The sequence below is a fragment of the Mesorhizobium sp. P160927 genome (genome assembly GCF_057766385.1).
In genome coordinates this window covers 5,879,026-5,897,543 of record NZ_JBYMDW010000001.1, presented here as the reverse complement: position 1 = coordinate 5,897,543, position 18,518 = coordinate 5,879,026, and the positions used below count along the sequence as shown (strand labels likewise).

Sequence of the window (18,518 nt, the reverse complement as noted above, 5' to 3'; positions counted from 1 at the left end):
AACCTGCGTCAGCCGATGGCCTCCAGAGGCCGATCTGCCGCCGCCGATGTCCGCAAGGCGGCGAGACAACCCAGAATGCCGAGCGGCACGAAGGCTAGGAACAGCCAGCTCGCGACATTGGCCGCCGCGTCATGATTCAGGCCTTGCGAAAAGCCGCTGGCATTGGCGACGATGCCGGCAAGGGCGGCGCCCACGGCATAGCCGATGCGCTGCATGGTCGGCACCGCCGCCGAGGCGATGGTCTGCTCCTCGTCGGGTGCGGAGGCGACGATGACGCGGGTCAGGAATGGCCAGGCAATACCGAAGCCGCCGCCCTGCAGCAGGGCGCAGACCAGGATCAGCGGGATCGAGCCCAGCGGTATGGTGTAGGCGAAGCCGGCGATGCCCGCCGCGATCATCAGTGCGCCGCAGACGATGATCAGCCGTTCGCGCCGCGGCGGAGCGTTGGCGACGAGGATCGACAGGATCGACCAGGCGATCAATTCGGCGGCGATGATGTAGCCGGTGGTCAGCAGCGGAATGTCGTGCAGGCTGGTCAGCAGCAGCGGCCCGTAGACGCCGAAGGAGCAGGTCGCGATGGAAAAGGCAGCGACCATGGTCATGCCGGCGCCGACCGGCGTGCGCCAGGAGAACAGCCGCGCCGGGAACAGCCTGGAGCGCGGCTTCAGCCCGTCGACGTAGAAAAACAGCGCGAGGCTTGTCAGGCCCAGCACGATCAGCAGCGAGGACCGCAACAGGGCGATGTCGACGCCGGCGGAGGCGATCAGCACCACGGCGACGGCAAGACAGCCAAGCGCCATGTAAGGGAAGGGCGGCGCCTTGCCGGCACTCATGCTGGGTCTCTTCGCCTCCGGGGTGTTGAGTACGAGGAAGCTTGCCAGCGCCATGGCGGCGCCGCCGAGTGTGAAGACGCCGAAGGCCCAGCGCCAAGACAGCAGTTCGGTCATAACAGCGCCGAGCAACGGGCCACTGAAGGCAGCGACGCCCCAGATAGCCGACATGATACCGAAAAGCTGTGGCCAGATGGCACGCGAAAACAGCCGCTCGACCGAGACGAAGGCCAGCGACACCAGCGCGCCGCCGCCGAGGCCCTCGATCAAACGGCCGGCAAGGAACAATTGCATCGAGGGCGAGGTGGCGCAGATCAGCGCCCCGGCGGCATAAAGCAATGCCGCGACCACCATGTTGGTGCGCAACGGGATATAACTCACCAGGCGTCCGGCTGCGGCCCCGGCGACGATGGCGCCGAGTTCGTAGATCGCCAGGGACCAGCCGACGAGCTGTACGCCGGCCAGTTCGCCGACCATGGCCGGCATGACCGTCGCCACCATCGTCTCATTGGTGGCGTGCAGCAGGATGCCGAGGCTGATGAAGCAGAAGCGGGCGAGGTCGCCGCTTGCCCACAATGCGCGCCAGTCGACCTTGTTGCTGGTGATTTCAGTCATGTCCATCCCTGCCTTGCATATCTCGATGCAGCCGCATGGCACCAGAAGCCAGCACGAGGCTTCCGGCAGGACCATGCCCGCTGCCTCGAGACGCGGCCTTGCTCGGGGCGGGTTTGTAGAACCTCAACCTCGGTTGAGCTCAAGCGATTTTCTCGAAATATGTTTGGGCCAGCGTCGTCCTGGCCGGACCGCTTGCGATCAATTCTCGGTGCTGCGCAACTGGAATTGGCTGACGCCGATGGCGAGATTGATGCCGGTCTGCGTCTGCAGGCTGAGCGGCTGCAGGGCGAAGGCCCGCGAGGAGCCGCCGACCAGGAGATTGGCGCCGGCGCCAACGGCGGCGGTAACTCGGCGCTGGCGCCGATATAGTCACCCGCCAATGCACCCGGCGCATAGATGTTCTTCAGCGGCGTCAGCACCAGCCAGCGCATCACCGTCTGCTTGGTCGTGCCGATGTCGAGACCGTACTTGTTGACGGCGCCGAAATAGGCTTCCGGCGCGAAGGTCCTGTCGGCCGGGGTGAAGGTGCAGCTCAAATCCTTGCTCGAGCCGAAGATGAAGCCGGTGCCGCCCGATATAGCGCATTCAAGGGCGCCGAGTTCGATGCCCTGGTCCTGCGCTCGTGCGGCTCCCGCAAGCACGATCGTGGTCGCGGCAGCGGCGATGGCTGTCCTGAGCATGAGGGTCCCCTCGAAATCAAACGGCGCGGAACCATACTATCTGGTTCCGCGCCGTAGGGTGAGGGGCGTCGAGCGCGTGGCTCCATGCAATCACTTGAGCGAGTGGATCAGCTCCAGCGAGGTGACGGCGACCGCCAGGTTGACGCCGGTCTGGGCCTGGACGCTGAGCGGCTCCAGCATGAAGGCGCTGTCGAAGCCGCCGACCAGCAGGTTGGCGCCGCCACCGGTGACGACGCTCGCCTCGGCGTTGACGCCGTAGTAGCTGCCGGCAAGGTCGCCCGCGTCACGGTCGCGGGTCGCGGCAAACACCGCCCAGACCAACTGGCCCTGGTGCGTCTTGCCGAGATCGACGCCGAGCTTCGAGATGACGCCGGTGTAAATTTCAGACGGCCCGTGATGATAGGGCCGGAACACACAGGACACGCCCTTGTTGGACGTCACGAGATAGCCGGTGCCGCCATCGATGGTGCAGTCGAGCGTGCCGAGTTGCAACCTGCCGGCGCTGGCCGGAGCGGCAGCGAACATGGTCGTTGCAAGGGCGGCGGCGCAGACGAGTTTCTTGATCATGGGGGGTCCTTTCGCAATCAGTCTTCAGTAACGTCTCGAGCGCCGCGACCGTTCCGCCGAAAACTTGGCGCGAACAAGGCGAGGGTTAACGGCTTGTCGCGGGGGTTAACACAGGGTTGCCGGATTGCGGCGATCTTCAACGCCGCGTGCCCTTTCGGACACGCAGGATGCAGTGGGCGCCTGGCGCGGGCCTGATGAAGCCGACGTCAGCTGACGCGAGCGAGGCCGTCCTTGGCAGGCTGGTAGCTGGGGTTGAGGCGCACGGCTTCGTGATAGGCCTTCGCCGCCTTTGCCTTGTCACCGCGCCGTTCATAGATCAGCGCCTGGTTGGCCCAGGCCTCGGCGTTCTGGCCGTCGAGCTTGATGGCCATGTTGAAATCGGAGAAGGCGTTGTCCTCGTCACCGGTCGCCAGATACGAGAGGCCACGGCCGTTGTAGGGTTCGGCGGCGTCGGGAGCCAGCGAGATGGCGGTCGAGAAATCCTCGATGGCGAATTTGTGCTGGCCCTGGCTCTGATAGATCAGGCCGCGATTGTGGTAGGCGCGGGCATCCGTCGTATCGAGTTGGATCGCCTTCTGGAAGTCGGTGAAGGCATCCTGGGTGCGACCCGCCTTGCGATAGAGATTGCCGCGGCCGATATAGGCGGCATCATAATTGCCGTTAATCTGGATCGAGCGGTTGTAGTCGGCAAGGGCGGCTTCCTGGTTGCCGAGGAAGCGCTGGATAAGGGCCCGGTTCGAATAGGCCTGGTAGAAATTCGGATTGAGCTGGATGGCCTGGTTGAAATCCTTGAGCGCCGCCTGGTACTGGCCGCCGCGGCCATAGGCCGAGCCGCGGACATTATAGCCTTCCGGATCCTGGGGATTGCGCTGGATGACCGCCGACAGCGAGGAGATGTTCTCGGTCGACCCTTGCGCCTTGTCGATGTTGTTGAATTCACCGGCCGGGCCCGATGTCTGGCAGCCGGCAAGCACCAGTCCGGAAAGCAGGGCCGCTGTCAGGGCGAAACCACGCAATGCGGTCCCGCGCTCCACGCTCGTTGCGTTCATGTCTGCCCTGTCCTCACTTGCGCCGTCGTTCAGGTCCGGTTCCCCCCTCCGGGCCGGGTCACATTCAAAATAAAAGGGTGGCGGCGATTCCGCATCGCGCCACCCAGGTATCCTTCGAAAAGGACGAAATATTGGCGATAATCAGCGCGGCGGACGCGCTGCACCGGCGGCACCGCCAGCAGCAACCGGACGCGGGGTCATCGGCAGCAGGCCTTCGCGCTGTGCGCGCTTGCGGGCCAGCTTGCGGGCGCGGCGAACGGCTTCGGCCTTTTCACGGGCGCGCTTCTCGGAAGGCTTCTCGTAGTGGCCGCGCATCTTCATTTCGCGGAAAATGCCTTCGCGCTGCATCTTCTTCTTGAGCGCGCGAAGCGCCTGATCAACGTTATTGTCGCGGACGAGTACCTGCACGGGCAATCCTGTCTTTCGGGTTTGATATCAACAGGCAAGCAGCCATAGCCGCAAGCCTCCGCGGCGCTCGACACCACGAATTGTGGCGGCTGATAGCAGAATCAAGCCTCGCTGTCCACAGTCGAAATGAGAGACGACGGCCAAATTGCCACGTCGGCTGGAGATAGTGTGCCCGTTACGCCGTCGCCAGGTGCAGCCGCTCGAAATCCTCGAAGAACTCACCGTAGTCGCAGGTGATCTCCTCGCCGACGGCGATATCGCGGGTCGCGGTCGCCCCTCCATATTGCGAAAAGTCGGTGTTCGGGGTCGCCGAATGGTTCATGAAACGGCCATTGTCGACCTCGTAGACCATGAAACCGGGCTTATCCGGGCTCGGATAGGCGTAGCGGTCGAGTAATTCCTTCAGGGGCTGGGGTGCCGTCTCGTACGTGTCCACCGGGATCAGCCGGTCGAAATCCGGATCCAGGCGCCAGATCGAGGCGCCTTTCCGGATCGGTTCGGCGGCGAACATGCCCACGCCTTCGATCGCGCTCTGGGCAACATAGGTTCGGACCAGCATCATGGTTTCACAACCCGTCTTGGCAAGAAGACCCGTTCGACAGCAAACGGAATCGCCAAATCAGGCCGAAAAAGCAAGAGCGGCCGCCTGCGTCACAACGACGAACAGGCCCGTTCACCGCAAAAATCCCTCACGTCCGGTTGATCGACACGCCGCCATCGGCAAACAGCGCGGTACCCGTGGTGAAGCTCGAGGCGTCAGAGGCAAGGTAAAGCGCCGAGCGGGCGATCTCTTGCGGCTGCGCCATGCGTTTCAGGGCATGGAGGCTCTCGACGAAGGCGCGGGCCTCGGGTGTTGTCGTCGTCGCGCCGGGTGTGTCGGTGCCACCCGGCAGCAGCGCGTTGACGCGCAGTCCCTTCGGTCCGTATTCGGTGGCCAACACCTGCGTCAAACCGATCAGGCCTGCCTTGGCGGCGGCGTAGGCGGCCATGCCCGGCATGCCCGCGGTGTAACCGACAAAGCTCGATGTGAAGATCAGCGAGCCGCCGCCGCGCTCCAGCATGGCCGGTATCTGATACTTCGCGCCGAGAAAGGCACTGGTCAGGTTGGTGTCCATCGTCCCGTGCCATGTCTGTGCCGGCATGTCGGGGACTGGCCCCATCAGTCCGACGGAGCCGGCATTGTTCAACGCGATGTCGAGACCACCGAAGCTGCCCACCGCCAACTCGACGAGGGCTTTCGCATAGGTCTCGTCCGTGACATCTCCCGCGAGAGCGACGGCCGTGCCGCCGGCGTCCTCGATTTCGACTGCCAGTGCATCAAGCTCCGTTTGGCGGCGAGCGGAAATGACGAGCCTGGCGCCTTCCTCGGCGAACAGTTTGGCGGCGGCGCGGCCGATGCCGGAACTGGCGCCGGTAACGATGGCGATCTTGTTGGCGAGTGCGAGCATGTTTGGCATCCTTGTCCTTCGCGCCAGCTTCGCCGGCGATCGGATGCTTGGTCGCAAATCGGCAGGACAGCAGCCACCCGAAAGCCGCGGAGATTCGCGCCACTACTGCCGCAGCAGCCATGCCAGACGATCCAGCGAGAACGCGTAGCTGATGACGATCAGCAGGGCCATGATGATGGCCGGAATGGTATGGCCTGCCAGATGGAAACCCGCCGCGCCGCCGGACAGGACGACGAATTCCAGCGCCAGCCTGACAGCGCCCGGCACAGGCACCGGTGCCCGGCCAGACCGGCTTGGATCGTTGAGGACCGCGAAGGTACCCCATGCCCCGGCTGCGGCGAGCGGCAAGGCAACGGCGAGGACCCAACGCCACGCTCCGTCCGAAAGACTCCAGCCTGCCATGGCAAGGCCAAGCAAGGCGGCAAGCTCCAGCAGGAAGCGCAATGTGAGGTTCCACCAGGCGTTGCCCATCATCATCCTCCGAATCCCAGCGCCGAGAAGTGTGACTGAAGGCAATCATGGGGGCCAGGCCGGATAGCTCTTTTTCAGCGCGGCGCAAAACGGCAAGCGCCGTCGCAAACAGCGCAAGGGTGGCAGCGCTGTTTCGCTAGTGATACACCTCGCGCGCCGGGGCTTGATGATGAACGCCCGGCTGCCATTTGCGAGGCTGGAACGTGAAGAAATATTCGGTATTCGCCATCGCCCGCGAGGCCATGCGCGGCCACAAGGGCTGGGAGGAACAATGGTCCTCGCCGGAGCCGAAGAAGGAATACGACGTCATCATCGTCGGCGCCGGCGGCCATGGGCTGGCCACCGCTTACTATCTCGCGACCGTGCACGGCATCACCAATGTCGCGGTGCTGGAAAAGGGCTGGCTGGGCGGCGGCAACACCGGCCGCAACACCACCATCATCCGTTCCAACTATCTCTATGACGAGAGCGCCGGGATTTACGACCATGCGCTGAAGCTGTGGGACGGGCTCTCTCAGGAGCTCAATTACAACGTCATGTATTCGGCGCGCGGCGTCATGATGCTGGCCCACAATGTGCACGACATCCAGGTGCTGAAGCGCCACGTGCACGCCAACCGCCTCAACGGCATCGACAATGAATGGCTGACACCCGAGCAGGCGAAAGAATTCTGCCCGCCGCTCAACACCTCCAAGGACGCACGCTATCCGGTCGTCGGGGCTGCCTTGCAGCGTCGCGGCGGCACGGCGCGCCATGACGCGGTCGCCTGGGGCTATGCGCGCGGCGCCTCGGCGCGCGGCGTGCACATCATCCAGAATTGCGAGGTGACGGGCGTCAAGCGGGCTGCCAATGGCACGGTGACGGGCGTCGACACGACGCGTGGCTTCATCGGCGCCAAGAAGGTTGGCGTCGTCGCCGCCGGCCACTCCTCCGTCATCATGAATATGGCCGGCGTGCGCATGCCGCTGGAAAGCTATCCGCTGCAGGCGCTGGTGTCGGAGCCGATCAAGCCGGTCGTGCCTTGCGTTGTGATGTCGAACACGGTGCACGCCTACATCTCGCAGTCCGACAAGGGCGAACTGGTGATCGGCGCCGGCACCGACCAGTATGTCTCCTATTCGCAGACCGGTGGGCTGCACATTCTTCAGCACACACTCGACGCCATCTGCGAAATGTTCCCGATCTTCACGCGCATGAAGATGCTGCGCTCGTGGGGCGGCATCGTCGACGTCACGCCCGACCGCTCGCCGATCCTGGCCAAGACGCCGGTGCCCGGCCTCTACGTCAATTGCGGCTGGGGCACGGGCGGCTTCAAGGCGACGCCGGGGTCCGGGCATGTCTTTGCCCACACCATCGCCAAGGACGATCCGCACCCGATCAACGCGCCCTTCACCATCGAGCGCTTCCGCACCGGCCGCCTCATCGACGAGGCGGCGGCGGCGGCGGTGGCGCACTGATGATGATGGCCGAGGTGGCAGTCGCGGTGCCGCTGATACTGGCGGGGGAACAGGGCATGTTCCATGTTCCGACGGCGCAGGAAGTGCGGCTGCAGCCGATCAGCCGTGCGGGAAACGAGACCGGCTGGCCGTTTTCGGTCGACGAGGGAATGCTCGCCTGCGTCTGGAGTGTCGGCCAGAAACTGGTGATGTTCTTCGAAGGCAGGCCGCATGGGCTGGATGAAGACGAGGATTTCCAGCCGCGTGGCGTCATCGTTACGACAGATCCGATGCAGCTGACGCTCGGCAACATTGCCAACCGCGATCTCTTCAGCGCGGCGACCAGCGTCGAGGAGCGGCTGCGGCTCGTCGCTCCCTTCATGACCATGGGCCAGAAGCTTTGCGATCAACCGGCCGGCGCGCGCGTCGGCCACGGCGAATTGTAGGAACAAACACGATGCTTCTCATCCGCTGCCCCTATTGCGAGGAAGAGCGCCCGGAACTCGAATTCCGCAACGCCGGCGAGGCGCACATCGCCCGCTCGGCCAACATGTCAGGCGAGAGCGACGACGACTTCGAGAAGTTCTTCTTCATCCGCTCGAACCCCAAGGGCATCATCTATGAGCGCTGGCGCCACATGCATGGCTGCGCGCGCTTCTTCAACGCGGTGCGCGACACCGTCACCGACAAGTTCGTCATGACCTACAAGGCCGGCGAACCGAAACCCTCCAAGCTGCCCGGAGTAGCGAAATGAGCGGCGCGTTGCGCATTCCCGGCGCCGGACGCCTCAGCCAGGCCAAGACCGCGCGGTTCAGCTTCGACGGACGGTCCTATGCCGGTATAGAGGGCGACACGCTGGCCTCGGCGCTGCTCGCCAATGGCGTGCATCTGGTCGGTCGCTCGTTCAAGTACCACCGCCCGCGCGGCATCCTGTCGGCCGGCGCGGAAGAGCCCAACGCGCTGGTGCAGATCGTGCGCGATGACGCGCGCAAGACGCCGAACGTGCGCGCCACCGTGCAGGAACTCTATGACGGGCTCGCCGCCAATTCGCAGAACCGCTGGCCGTCGCTGTCCTTCGATGTCAGCGCCGTCAACGACCTGGCGTCGCCGCTATTTTCGGCCGGCTTCTATTATAAGACCTTCATGTGGCCGAAGGCGGCTTGGAAGAGCCTTTACGAGCCTAAGATCCGCGAAGCCGCCGGCCTCGGCGTTTCGCCGGACCGACCGGATCCCGACCATTATTCCTCGCGCTACGCGCATTGCGACGTGCTGGTGCTGGGCGGCGGTGCGGCCGGCATCGCGGCGGCCCTTGCCGCGGCGGAGACCGGCGTGCGCGTCATCCTGGCCGACGAGCAGGCCGAGTTCGGCGGCAGCCTGCGCTTCGAATCTGGTGCGAAGATCGACGGCCAGGACGGCTTTGCCTGGGCACAAGCGGCGATCGCCAGACTGAGCGCGATGGACAATGTCCGGGTGCTGCCGCGTACCACGGCGTTCGGCTATTACGCGCAGAATTTCGTGGGTCTGGTCGAGCGCGTCAGCGATCACCTGAAGGCCCCCGGCCATGATCTGCCGCGCGAACGGCTCTGGCAGGTCCGCGCCAAGCGCGTGGTGCTGGCCTCCGGCGCCATCGAACGCCACATGGTGTTTGCCAACAATGACCGGCCCGGCATCATGCTGGCGGGAGCGGCACGCACCTTCCTCAACCACTATGGTGTCGCGGTCGGCCGGAATGTCGGCGTCTACACCGCCAATGATTCGGCTTACGGCGCCGCGATCGACCTGAAGAAGGCCGGCATCAACGTGGCGGCGATCGTCGATTTGCGTGACAACCCGACCGGCACGGTGATCGATGAGGCCAGGGCCCTCGGCATCGAGATCAATTTCGGCCGTGCCGTGATCCGCGCGGGCGGCAAGCTACGCGTGTCGTCGATGACGGTGCAGCCGAAGAATGGCGGCGGCGAACGCACTATTCCCGTCGATGCGATCCTGATGTCCGCCGGCTGGACGCCGTCGGTGCATCTGTTCTCGCAATCGCGCGGCAAGGTCGCCTTCAACGACGAGACCAAGCAATTCGTGCCCGGCACCTACGCGCAGGACTGCGTGTCGGTCGGCGCCTGCAACGGCAGCGACGGCCTGACGGCGACCGTGGACGAGGCCTATGCGGCGGGCGCCAAGGCGGCGAAAGAAACAGGCGGCAAGGTGTCCAAGGGCACCAAGCCGAAGGTCGAAGCCTCGGAAAGCTGGTCGCGCGGCATGCTGGGTGCTGGCCCTGGCGCCGGGCCGGACACGACGGTGAAAGCCTTCGTCGATTTCCAGAATGACGTGACCGCCAAGGACATCCGCCAGGCGGTGCATGAAGGCATGCGCTCGATCGAGCATGTCAAGCGCTTCACCACCAACGGCATGGCGACCGACCAGGGCAAGACCTCTAACATGCACGGACTGGCGATTGCCGCCGAAACGCTGGGCAAGCCGATCCCGGAAGTCGGCCTGACCACGTTCCGCGCGCCCTACACGCCTGTCACCTTCGGCGCGATCGTCAGCCACGCGCGTGGACCCCTGTTCGACCCGACACGCAGAACCGCGATCCATCCCTGGGCCGAGGCGCAAGGCGCGGTGTTCGAGGACGTCGGCCAGTGGAAGCGCGCCTGGTACTTCCCCAAGGCAGGCGAGGACATGCATGCGGCGGTCGACCGCGAATGCGTCGTCGTCCGCAACCAGGCCGGCCTGTTCGATGCCTCGACGCTGGGCAAGATCGAAGTGGTCGGCCCCGACGCGGCGAAGTTCATGGAACTGCTCTACACCAATCCGTGGGAGAAGCTGGAGCCCGGTCGCTGCCGCTATGGCATCATGCTGCGCGAGGACGGCTTCATCTATGACGACGGCGTCGTCGGCAGGCTGGCGCCGGACCGCTTCCATGTGACGACGACGACAGGCGGCGCGCCGCGCGTCATGAACCACATGGAAGATTATCTCCAGACCGAGTTCCCGCACCTTAATGTCTGGCTGACCTCGATCACCGAGCAGTGGGCGGTCATTGCCGTTCAGGGGCCGAAGTCGCGCGACATCATCGCGCCGCTGGTCGAAGGCATCGATATGTCCGACGAGGCGCTGCCGCACATGTCGGTGCGCGAGGGCAAGATCCGCGGCGTGCCGACGAGGCTGTTCCGCATGTCGTTCACCGGCGAGCGCGGTTTCGAAGTCAATGTGCCGGCCGACCATGGCCAGGCGGTCTGGGAAGCGTTGTGGGCCGAGGGCCAGAAGCATGGCGCTACGGCCTACGGCACCGAGGCGATGCACGTGCTTCGCGCCGAGAAGGGCTACATCATCGTAGGCCAGGATACCGACGGTACGGTGACGCCAAACGACGCCGGTCTCGACTGGGCGGTTGGCAAGAAGAAGGCCGATTTCGTCGGCATTCGCGGCCTGACGCGGCCTGATCTCGTCGCCAAGGGCCGCAAACAACTGGTCGGCCTGAAGACCAAGGACCCAAAGGTGGTGCTGGAAGAGGGCGCGCAGATCGTCGAGGATCCCAAGCAGGCGGTCCCGATGAAGATGATCGGCCATGTCACCTCGAGCTATTGGTCGCAAAATTGCGGCCGTTCCATCGCGCTGGGGCTTGTCGCCGGCGGGCGTGACCGGATGGGCGACACGCTCTATGTGCCGATGCCGGACGGGATCATCGAAGTGGAGGTTACCGGCATGGTGTTCTTCGACGAGACGGGAGGGCGCCTCAATGGCTAAGGCTGCCGCAAAGACGGCCACGACGGCTTCGCCATCGGCAGAGCGGCGTCCGGCATTGGCCGGGCGCACAGTCTCCGCAACGGGTGTCAAGGTCGAGGTGCTGCCGCCGGCCGAGCGTATCTCGCTGCGCGCGCCGGAGGCTTCAGTCGGTGCTCTGTCGAAGGCGCTCGGTGTGACCTTGCCGAAGAAGCCGAAAACCTCGGCGTCCAAAGCGGGGCGTACGTCGCTGTGGCTTGGCCCGGATGAATGGCTGGTCATCGACGAAGCCGGCAAGGATCCGCTCGCCGATTGCGCAGGAGTTTCCGCCTTGCATTCGTCGGTCGGTATCTCGCATCGCAACATCGCGATTTCAGTCTCCGGTCCGGCGGCGGAAGCCGCGATCAATTCGGGCTGCCCGCAGGACCTGTCGCTCGACGCATTCCCGGTGGGCGCCGCTTCGCGCACCATTCTCGGCAAGGCCGAGATCGTGCTGCTGCGCACAGCCGACGAGGCCTTCCGGGTCGAGTGCTGGCGTTCCTTCTCCGATTATGTCTTTACTTTCCTGTCCGAGGGAGCCCGCGACGCCGCCGGCTGACCCAGGAACGTTTGCCGCCCGCGTCCGTTGAGCGGCGACAGTCGAGGGAGAGATGCCGATGCCGTCGAAGTCCGCGCCGAAATCGCCGAAAACCGCGGCGGTCCGTTCGCTCGAACACGAGCGGCATCACGAGACCGACGCCGAGGAGGAACTTGAGGAAGGCCTCGAGGACACGTTCCCGGCCAGCGATCCTGTATCGATTACCAGTTCCGCCATTCCGGGTGCACCGGCGAAACCCGGCAAGGCCAAGATCGTCCCCGGCCGCAAGGCCCGCAAGCCCTGATTTCAGAATTTTTGGTTGAAGGCCTCTTCCCAAGACGTCCGTGGACGCGATATTCAAAGCGCTTTGGAGAGGAACAATGCCTGTTAGAGCCGTTGTCTGGGGTGAAAACGTCCATGAACAGACCAATGCCGCCGTACGCGACCTCTATCCGCTGGGTATGCATGGCACCATTGCCGCCGCACTCAATCAGGACAAGGGTGTCAAAGCGACCACCGCCACCTTGCAGGAACCCGAGCATGGCCTGAGCGAGACGCGCCTGGCCGCCACCGACGTGCTTTTATGGTGGGGCCATGCCGCCCATGGCGAGGTCAAGGACGAGATCGTCGAGCGCGTGCAGAAGCGGGTCTGGGAAGGGATGGGGTTGATCGTGCTCCATTCAGGCCACTACTCGAAGATCTTCAAGCGGCTGATGGGCACGCCCTGTTCGCTGAAATGGCGCGAGGCGGGCGAGCGCGAGCGTGTCTGGGCGATTAACCGCGGCCACCCGATCGCGCAAGGCATCGGCGAATGCCTGGAGATCGGCGAGACGGAAATGTATGGTGAGCCGTTCGCCGTGCCGGAGCCGCTGGAGACGGTATTTATCTCCTGGTACGAAGGGGGCGAGGTGTTCCGATCGGGGCTGACCTATCAGCGCGGGGCGGGAAAAATCTTCTACTTCTCGCCGGGCCATGAGACCTATCCGATCTATCACAATAAAGGCGTTCAGCAGGTGCTGCGCAACGCTGTGCATTGGGCGCAGAACCCGGCCCCGGCCTGGTCCGGCATCACCAATGCGCCAAACGTGCCGACGGACAAGGCCAAGGAGAAGATCGTGCAGAAAGGCCTGCGTCTGCATGCGGACGGTGATAAGGGGCTGAGCTGATGCACCGCCTGCTTTTGCTCGGCACCGGTTGGATCGCGGCGCATCATATCGAGGAGTTCGGTCAGGTCCCGGGCTGCGCCATCGTCGCTTGCGTCGACCACCTGCCGGGCCGCGCGGCGGCGTTCGCAGCCGCCAACAAAATAGGCACTTTCTTTCAAAGCCTCGATGCGGCGATCGCTTGGGGCGAGTTCGATGCCGCCATCAACGCCACGCCTGACCAGGTTCACAAGGCGACGACGCTGGCCCTGCTGGCCGCCGGGAAACATGTGTTCTGCGAAAAGCCGCTGGCGCCGAACCACGCCGATGCGCTTGCGATGAGCGATGCAGCCGAGGCGGCTGGGCTCGTCAACATGGTGAACCTGACCTATCGCAACACTCCGGTCATCCAGGAGGCGCGGCGCATGGTGGAGGCCGGCGAGATCGGCGAGTTGCGCCATGTCGAGGCGAGCTACCGGCAAAGCTGGCTGGTCAGCAAGTTTTGGGGCGATTGGCGGGTCGACGACAAATGGCTGTGGCGTCTGTCGGGCCGGCACGGTTCGACAGGTGTTTTGGGCGATGTCGGCATCCATATCCTCGACTTCGCGACCTATGGGGCGGCCGAGGATATCGTCAGCCTGCGTGCCGATCTGGTGACGTTTCCGAAGGCGGAGGGCGACCGCATCGGCGACTATGTGCTCGACGTTAATGACAGCTTGGCGATAACGGCGCGGCTCAGGTCAGGCGCGCTGGCCACGATCATGGCCAGCCGCTACACGACAGGCCACGGCAATGATTTGTCGCTGGCCCTGCATGGTACCAAGGGCGCGATCAAGGTCGAGACCGACGGCAAGGTGTCGAAACTGTCCGCTTGCCTGGGTGACGACGTCGACCAGCACCGTTGGCGGACGCTGACGCCCCCTGCCGTCAAGCACAACGCCCGGCGCTTTGTCGATGCGCTGGACACGGGACAGAACGGCGATCCGTCGTTCCGGCGGGCCGCCGACATGCAAAAGCTGATCGACGCGGCGTTCGAAAGTTCAGCGACCAAGCTGCCGGTCCCGATCGGCTGAAATCACCATCCGGCCGGCTCAGCCGGCCAGAACCGACTTGCCGAAGAAAATCAGAACGTGCTCGGCACGATCCACGGATTGATGCTGATGCCAAGCCGCGGGCCCTTGCCTTCAGCGGTGTTTTCGGTGGCGCCCTTTTTCTCGACCGAGCCGGTCGAGGCGCAATCGAGCTTCACATTGGTCTTGGTGTCGACGCAAGTCGCGGCGGGCACATGCTTGACAGGGTGGGTGGTGCTGGCGGCAACGGCCGAGCCCGAAAAGGCCAGAACGGCGGCGAGGGTGAGGAGGGTCTTTTCCACTGTCAGGTCTCCGTTTCGACGGCTGAATTCTGTCGTACGTGTACGATATGCCGTACAAATACGACCGCCGATCGCGAAGTTCAAGTCGCAATCGTACGCGTACGATAACTTTTTGCTAACCAAGAATTTACCCCCGGTCTGGCTGGGCCCCGGTCTGGCTGGGCCCCGGTCTGGCTGGGCAAGGTTGCGAGAAAATATAGAAACGAAGGAGATGTCGTTCAGCCGTTGACCGGTGCCTCGGTCAGTGGCGGCACGTTCTGCGTGCTAAGTGCGGCCATTTGGAAATCGCACATCCGCTTCACGAAGGCATACGGGTCACCGAAGGGATAGAAAGGGAAGGTGATCAGCAGCGAGATCGTGCCGTGGCCCACCGCCCACAGCATGGTGGCGATGGCACGCGGGTCGCCCTGCAGTTTGCCGGCGGCGACACAGGCTTCGACCCGGGTGATCAGCGCCTTCATCGCCGGGTTGGCCTCGTGCATCTCTTGAAAACTCCGGCCTTCCGGGGCCCTAGTCTTCTCGGTCATGAAGACAGTGCGATATTCATTGGGGTTGCCGAGCCCGAAAGCGGCATATTCGGTCATCACCGCCCGCAAGGCTTCGATCGGATCATCTGACGAGTGCTCCTCGATGCGGCGTGCCAGCGTCTCGAACGCATCTTCGGCCAGTGCAAAAAGGATATCCTGCTTGTCGGCGAAATAGGAATAGACCGACATCGGCGCGTAGCCGACCCGCTTGGCCAGTTTGCGGATGGTCAGCCCATCATAGCCTTCTTCCTGGACGAGCTTGTGTGCGGCCTCGACCAGCTCGGAGCGCAGTTCGGCCTTTTGTTTTTCGCGGCGTTTCTGGACGCTCGGCGGCAAGTCTGATGCCTTTCGGTGGTGTCTGGGTCGGTGGTGCGCGGGTAAATTATATACGCTGTACGGAAACGGACAAGAGCACGGGAAGTTCCCACGCGGCACGGGAGTCAGGATCGTGGGGGTCAGATCGCGCCGACAGCGCCATCGATGGCCAACGCATGGCCGGTCATGAAGGAATTGGCCGGGTCGGAGGCAAACAAGATGGCCATGGTGTTTTCGTCGACTTCCGCCACGCGCTTCATCGGTATGCCACGGGTCAGCTCGGCCAATGCCTCCGTCCCCGGCGCCCCGGAGACGCGCACGAAACTGTCTACCATCCCCGTTCTGGTGTGGGCGGGGCAGATGGCATCGATGCGCAGACCCTTGCTTGCACATTCGACCGCCGCCGAGCGGGTCAGGCGGACCACGCCATGCTCGGCGGCTGCATAGACCGAAAGCTTCGGCGCACCCGAAAGGCCGGCGGCCGAGGCAATGTTGACGATGGCGCCGCCCTTGCCGGTGGCCTTGAACTGCCGCTCCATTTGCGGGATCTGGTGCTTCATGGCGGAGAAGACGCCGAGCAGGTCGACCTCGAGCACCCGGCGGGCTTCGTCCGATGGAACCTGCGGCAGGCGCACGAAACTCTGAATGACACCGGCAATGTTGACGGCGACGTCCAGGCGGCCAAGTTTTTCCACCGCCAGCGCCACCAGTGCTTCCGACAGCGCTTCGTCGGCACTGCTGCCGGCCAGAATCGCCGTCTCGGTATCGAGCGTCTCGGCGAAACTCATCAGGGCCGTTTCATCCAGGTCCGAGAGAACCAGCCGGGCGCCTTCTGCGGCAAAGCCCTTGGCGGCGCCGCGGCCGAGGCCGCCGGTCGCGCCCGTGATCAGCACGGTGGCCCCATCAAAAGCGGCCCATTGCTTAGTCCTCCTTGTCGATCAGCTCGGCGGCAAGGTGCGACAGCAGCTTCACCGCCTCGCCATAGGTCCTGGCTTTTTCCGGATTGGAAGCATTGCCGTCCAGCGCCCGCTTGTAGACACCCTGGCAGATTGCAGCCAGGCGGAAGAAGGAGAAGGCGAGGAAGAACGTCCAGTTGCCGATGCCGGCGAGACCGCGCCGCCGGCAATAGGCAGCGACATAGTCTTCTTCCAAGGGCAGGCCGAATGCCGAGCGATCGATGCCGCCAAGGCCGCGAAAGCCGGAGGCATGCGGCAGGCGCCATTGCATGCATTGATAGGCGATATCGGCGAAGGGGTGGCCCGAGGTCGACAATTCCCAGTCGAGCACCGCCAGTACCCTCGGCTGGTCCGGCGCAAAGATCAGATTGTCCAGCCGATAGTCGCCATGCACGAGCGATATCAGGCCGTCATCGACCGGCAGGCGGGTTTCCAGCCAGGCGATCAGCCGGTCCATGTCGGCAATGGTAGCGGTTTCGGAGGCACGGTACTGGCTGGTCCAGCGCGCCAGCTGCCGCTCGAAGTAATTGCCGGGGCGGCCGAAGTCGCCAAGACCTATGCCCTCGACATCGACATCGTGCAGGGCGGCGAGCGTGGCGTTCATGGCGTCGTAGATCGCGGCGCGTTCCTCGTTGCCGTGTGCCTCCGGCAGTGCCGGATCCCAGAAGATGCGGCCGTCGAGGAAATCCATGACGTAGAACATGCGGCCGATGGGCGAATCCTCGGTCGACAGGTGCAGCATTTCGGGCACTGGTACGGCGGTGCCGGAAAGCGCCTTCATCACACGGAATTCGCGGTCTACCTGGTGAGCCGATTTCAGGAGTTGGCCTGGCGGCTTGGCGCGCAGCACGTAACGGCCGCTTGCCGCCGTCAGGAGATAGGTCGGGTTGGATTGGCCGGATTTGAATTTTTCGATGGCCGCGAGTCGGGAAAAACCCGGGATATGCGCGTCGAGGTAAGGCGCGAGCGTCGCCCGGTCGAGCGCGTTGGCGTCGCTCATGCTGTCTCGGGCTGGCGTTCAAGCAAGGTCAGCGTCAGCCAGCGGGCGGTGAGCGCCGGTTTTTTGGAGCCTTCGATCTCGATGGTCACGTCGTGCGCCGTCTGCACCCAGCCCGACGGCCTGACCTTGACGTCGGCCAGCACGAAACGGGTCCGGATGCGCGCGCCGGTCTTCACCGGGGCGAGGAAGCGCAGCGAATCGAAACCGTGATTGACGCCCATCTTGCCGTTTTCCAGCGGCGGCATGGTCTCGAACGTCATCGCCGACAACAGCGACAGCGACAGGAAGCCATGCGCGATGGTGCCGCCGAACGGCGTTTCGCGCTTGGCCCGCTCTGGGTCGCAGTGGATGAACTGGTGGTCGTCGGTGGCGTCGGCGAACTGGTCGATCATGCGTTGCGTGACCACCCGCCAGGGCGAAACGCCGACCTCCTTGCCGACACTGGCCAGAAGCACATCGAGACTGATTGGTTCCACGCTCATGTCCTCCAGTTCACCTCCGGCTTCTGCGGCCGGAAAATGTCATTCCTTGAACAAGGTCAACCCATGCTGCACCGACTGCCCGCCGTCGATCGGAAGGATGGCGCCGGTGACATAGCTGCCTGCACGGCTGCACAAATAGAGCGTTGCGCCGGCAATGTCATCCGCTGTGCCGATACGGCCGATCGGGACATGGCCGCCGACATGCCTGGCCTGTTCGTCCGTGCCGGTGGCGAAAGCGGTCATGCGGCTCTGGAAGGGACCGGGGGCAAAGGCGTTGACGGTGATGCGGCGGCCGGCGAATTCGAGCGCCAGCGTGCGTGTCAGGTGATGAACGGCCGCCTTGGAGGCGGTGTAGGAATAGGCGTCGTCGGCCAGCGGCTGCGTTCCCATCACCGATCCCAGATTGATCACGCGGGCAGGATCTTCGTCGCTGGCGGCGGCGTCGAGCAGCGGCAGCAATTCGCGCGTCAGATGGAAGACCGCGGTGACATTGACGCCGAACACCTTGGCCCATGCCGAATAAGGGAAGCTCTCCAGCGGCGCGCCCCAGGACACGCCGGCATTGTTGATGAGGATATCGAGTTTGCCGGTGCGCGCCTTGACCTCGCCGACCAAGGCGGCGATGCCGGCTTCGCTGGAGACGTCGCCGGCAAAGCCTTCCGCTTGGCCCGGAGCGCCAAGCCCGTTCAATTCACTGGCCACCTCGATGCAGTCGTCGCCCTTGCGCGAGGCGATCATCACGCTGGCGCCGGCCCTCACCAATGCGGTGGCCGCCATGCGGCCGATGCCGGTCGCCGCTCCCGTCACCAGCGCGGTCTTGCCGGTCACCGAAAACAGCTCGTCCAGATAGCTCATCACAATCCTCCGCACGGCCCGCGGGCAAACAGTTCGCGTTGACAAGGCTATCCGAAGTACGGTCATCC

Annotated in this window: 21 protein-coding genes and 1 pseudogene; 8 read left to right on the top strand and 14 right to left on the bottom strand. The window is 64.2% G+C overall.

The window, feature by feature from the left end; translation table 11 throughout:
- Nucleotides 1-8: 8 nt before the first annotated feature.
- From AC3CB8_RS28825 to AC3CB8_RS28790, 8 genes and pseudogenes are all read right to left on the bottom strand, one after another.
- Nucleotides 9-1,445, bottom strand: a complete 1,437-nt coding sequence (locus AC3CB8_RS28825) for an MFS transporter (RefSeq protein ID WP_488377361.1) — start codon at nucleotides 1,443-1,445, stop codon at nucleotides 9-11.
- 198 nt (nucleotides 1,446-1,643) lie between these two features.
- Nucleotides 1,644-2,125, bottom strand: a pseudogene (locus tag AC3CB8_RS28820) (DUF992 domain-containing protein).
- Between the two features lie 90 nt (nucleotides 2,126-2,215).
- Complete coding sequence (locus AC3CB8_RS28815) at nucleotides 2,216-2,692, bottom strand: DUF992 domain-containing protein (protein WP_023770564.1); 477 nt, start codon at nucleotides 2,690-2,692, stop codon at nucleotides 2,216-2,218.
- Nucleotides 2,693-2,898: 206 nt separating this feature from the next.
- Nucleotides 2,899-3,741: a tetratricopeptide repeat protein gene (locus tag AC3CB8_RS28810; RefSeq protein ID WP_023770563.1), complete on the bottom strand. Its 843-nt coding sequence runs from the start codon at nucleotides 3,739-3,741 to the stop codon at nucleotides 2,899-2,901.
- 141 nt (nucleotides 3,742-3,882) lie between these two features.
- Complete coding sequence (gene rpsU / locus AC3CB8_RS28805) at nucleotides 3,883-4,149, bottom strand: 30S ribosomal protein S21 (protein WP_010911429.1); 267 nt, start codon at nucleotides 4,147-4,149, stop codon at nucleotides 3,883-3,885.
- A 175-nt stretch (nucleotides 4,150-4,324) separates the two neighbouring features.
- Entirely contained in the window at nucleotides 4,325-4,711 is a 387-nt protein-coding gene (locus AC3CB8_RS28800; protein WP_023770562.1) for an SET domain-containing protein, read from the bottom strand.
- Nucleotides 4,712-4,838: 127 nt separating this feature from the next.
- Complete coding sequence (locus AC3CB8_RS28795) at nucleotides 4,839-5,597, bottom strand: SDR family oxidoreductase (RefSeq protein ID WP_023770561.1); 759 nt, start codon at nucleotides 5,595-5,597, stop codon at nucleotides 4,839-4,841.
- Nucleotides 5,598-5,699: 102 nt separating this feature from the next.
- Nucleotides 5,700-6,074 (bottom strand): DUF2568 domain-containing protein, encoded by a 375-nt coding sequence (locus tag AC3CB8_RS28790; RefSeq protein WP_245273800.1) that lies wholly within the window; start codon nucleotides 6,072-6,074, stop codon nucleotides 5,700-5,702.
- 197 nt (nucleotides 6,075-6,271) lie between these two features.
- On the opposite strand from AC3CB8_RS28790, the gene AC3CB8_RS28785 reads away from it, so the two are divergent.
- From AC3CB8_RS28785 to AC3CB8_RS28750, 8 genes are all read left to right on the top strand, one after another.
- On the top strand, nucleotides 6,272-7,525 hold the full coding sequence (locus AC3CB8_RS28785; RefSeq protein WP_023770560.1) for a sarcosine oxidase subunit beta: 1,254 nt from the start codon (nucleotides 6,272-6,274) through the stop codon (nucleotides 7,523-7,525).
- A gap of 2 nt (nucleotides 7,526-7,527) precedes the next feature.
- On the top strand, nucleotides 7,528-7,950 hold the full coding sequence (locus AC3CB8_RS28780) for a hypothetical protein (protein ID WP_023781234.1): 423 nt from the start codon (nucleotides 7,528-7,530) through the stop codon (nucleotides 7,948-7,950).
- 11 nt (nucleotides 7,951-7,961) lie between these two features.
- The gene (locus AC3CB8_RS28775; protein WP_023781235.1) at nucleotides 7,962-8,258 is read left to right on the top strand and encodes a sarcosine oxidase subunit delta; all 297 of its coding nucleotides are present in this window, start codon (nucleotides 7,962-7,964) and stop codon (nucleotides 8,256-8,258) included.
- Nucleotides 8,255-11,248, top strand: a complete 2,994-nt coding sequence (locus tag AC3CB8_RS28770; protein WP_488377360.1) for a sarcosine oxidase subunit alpha — start codon at nucleotides 8,255-8,257, stop codon at nucleotides 11,246-11,248. The genes AC3CB8_RS28775 and AC3CB8_RS28770 overlap by 4 nt, the downstream gene beginning before the upstream one ends.
- Nucleotides 11,241-11,822 (top strand): sarcosine oxidase subunit gamma, encoded by a 582-nt coding sequence (locus AC3CB8_RS28765; protein WP_023781237.1) that lies wholly within the window; start codon nucleotides 11,241-11,243, stop codon nucleotides 11,820-11,822. Before AC3CB8_RS28770 ends, AC3CB8_RS28765 begins: the two co-directional genes overlap by 8 nt.
- 58 nt (nucleotides 11,823-11,880) lie before the next feature.
- On the top strand, nucleotides 11,881-12,105 hold the full coding sequence (locus tag AC3CB8_RS28760; protein ID WP_023770555.1) for a hypothetical protein: 225 nt from the start codon (nucleotides 11,881-11,883) through the stop codon (nucleotides 12,103-12,105).
- A 76-nt stretch (nucleotides 12,106-12,181) separates the two neighbouring features.
- A complete protein-coding gene (locus tag AC3CB8_RS28755; RefSeq protein ID WP_023781238.1) occupies nucleotides 12,182-12,967 on the top strand; it encodes a ThuA domain-containing protein in 786 nt (261 codons plus the stop codon).
- Complete coding sequence (locus tag AC3CB8_RS28750) at nucleotides 12,967-14,016, top strand: Gfo/Idh/MocA family protein (RefSeq protein ID WP_023770553.1); 1,050 nt, start codon at nucleotides 12,967-12,969, stop codon at nucleotides 14,014-14,016. The genes AC3CB8_RS28755 and AC3CB8_RS28750 overlap by 1 nt, the downstream gene beginning before the upstream one ends.
- A 50-nt stretch (nucleotides 14,017-14,066) precedes the next feature.
- Here AC3CB8_RS28750 and AC3CB8_RS28745 read toward each other — a convergent pair whose 3' ends face one another.
- From AC3CB8_RS28745 to AC3CB8_RS28720, 6 genes are all read right to left on the bottom strand, one after another.
- On the bottom strand, nucleotides 14,067-14,315 hold the full coding sequence (locus AC3CB8_RS28745; RefSeq protein WP_352563682.1) for a DUF680 domain-containing protein: 249 nt from the start codon (nucleotides 14,313-14,315) through the stop codon (nucleotides 14,067-14,069).
- A gap of 218 nt (nucleotides 14,316-14,533) precedes the next feature.
- Nucleotides 14,534-15,178 carry a TetR/AcrR family transcriptional regulator gene (locus AC3CB8_RS28740; RefSeq protein WP_023770551.1) on the bottom strand — a complete coding sequence of 215 codons (645 nt, stop codon included), beginning with the start codon at nucleotides 15,176-15,178 and terminating at the stop codon, nucleotides 14,534-14,536.
- A gap of 119 nt (nucleotides 15,179-15,297) precedes the next feature.
- Complete coding sequence (locus AC3CB8_RS28735; protein ID WP_023770550.1) at nucleotides 15,298-16,050, bottom strand: SDR family NAD(P)-dependent oxidoreductase; 753 nt, start codon at nucleotides 16,048-16,050, stop codon at nucleotides 15,298-15,300.
- Between the two features lie 28 nt (nucleotides 16,051-16,078).
- Nucleotides 16,079-17,113 (bottom strand): phosphotransferase, encoded by a 1,035-nt coding sequence (locus tag AC3CB8_RS28730; protein ID WP_352563683.1) that lies wholly within the window; start codon nucleotides 17,111-17,113, stop codon nucleotides 16,079-16,081.
- A complete protein-coding gene (locus AC3CB8_RS28725) occupies nucleotides 17,110-17,595 on the bottom strand; it encodes a MaoC family dehydratase (protein WP_023770549.1) in 486 nt (161 codons plus the stop codon). The genes AC3CB8_RS28730 and AC3CB8_RS28725 overlap by 4 nt, the downstream gene beginning before the upstream one ends.
- 39 nt (nucleotides 17,596-17,634) lie before the next feature.
- Nucleotides 17,635-18,450: an SDR family oxidoreductase gene (locus tag AC3CB8_RS28720; protein ID WP_352563684.1), complete on the bottom strand. Its 816-nt coding sequence runs from the start codon at nucleotides 18,448-18,450 to the stop codon at nucleotides 17,635-17,637.
- Nucleotides 18,451-18,518 lie beyond the last annotated feature (68 nt).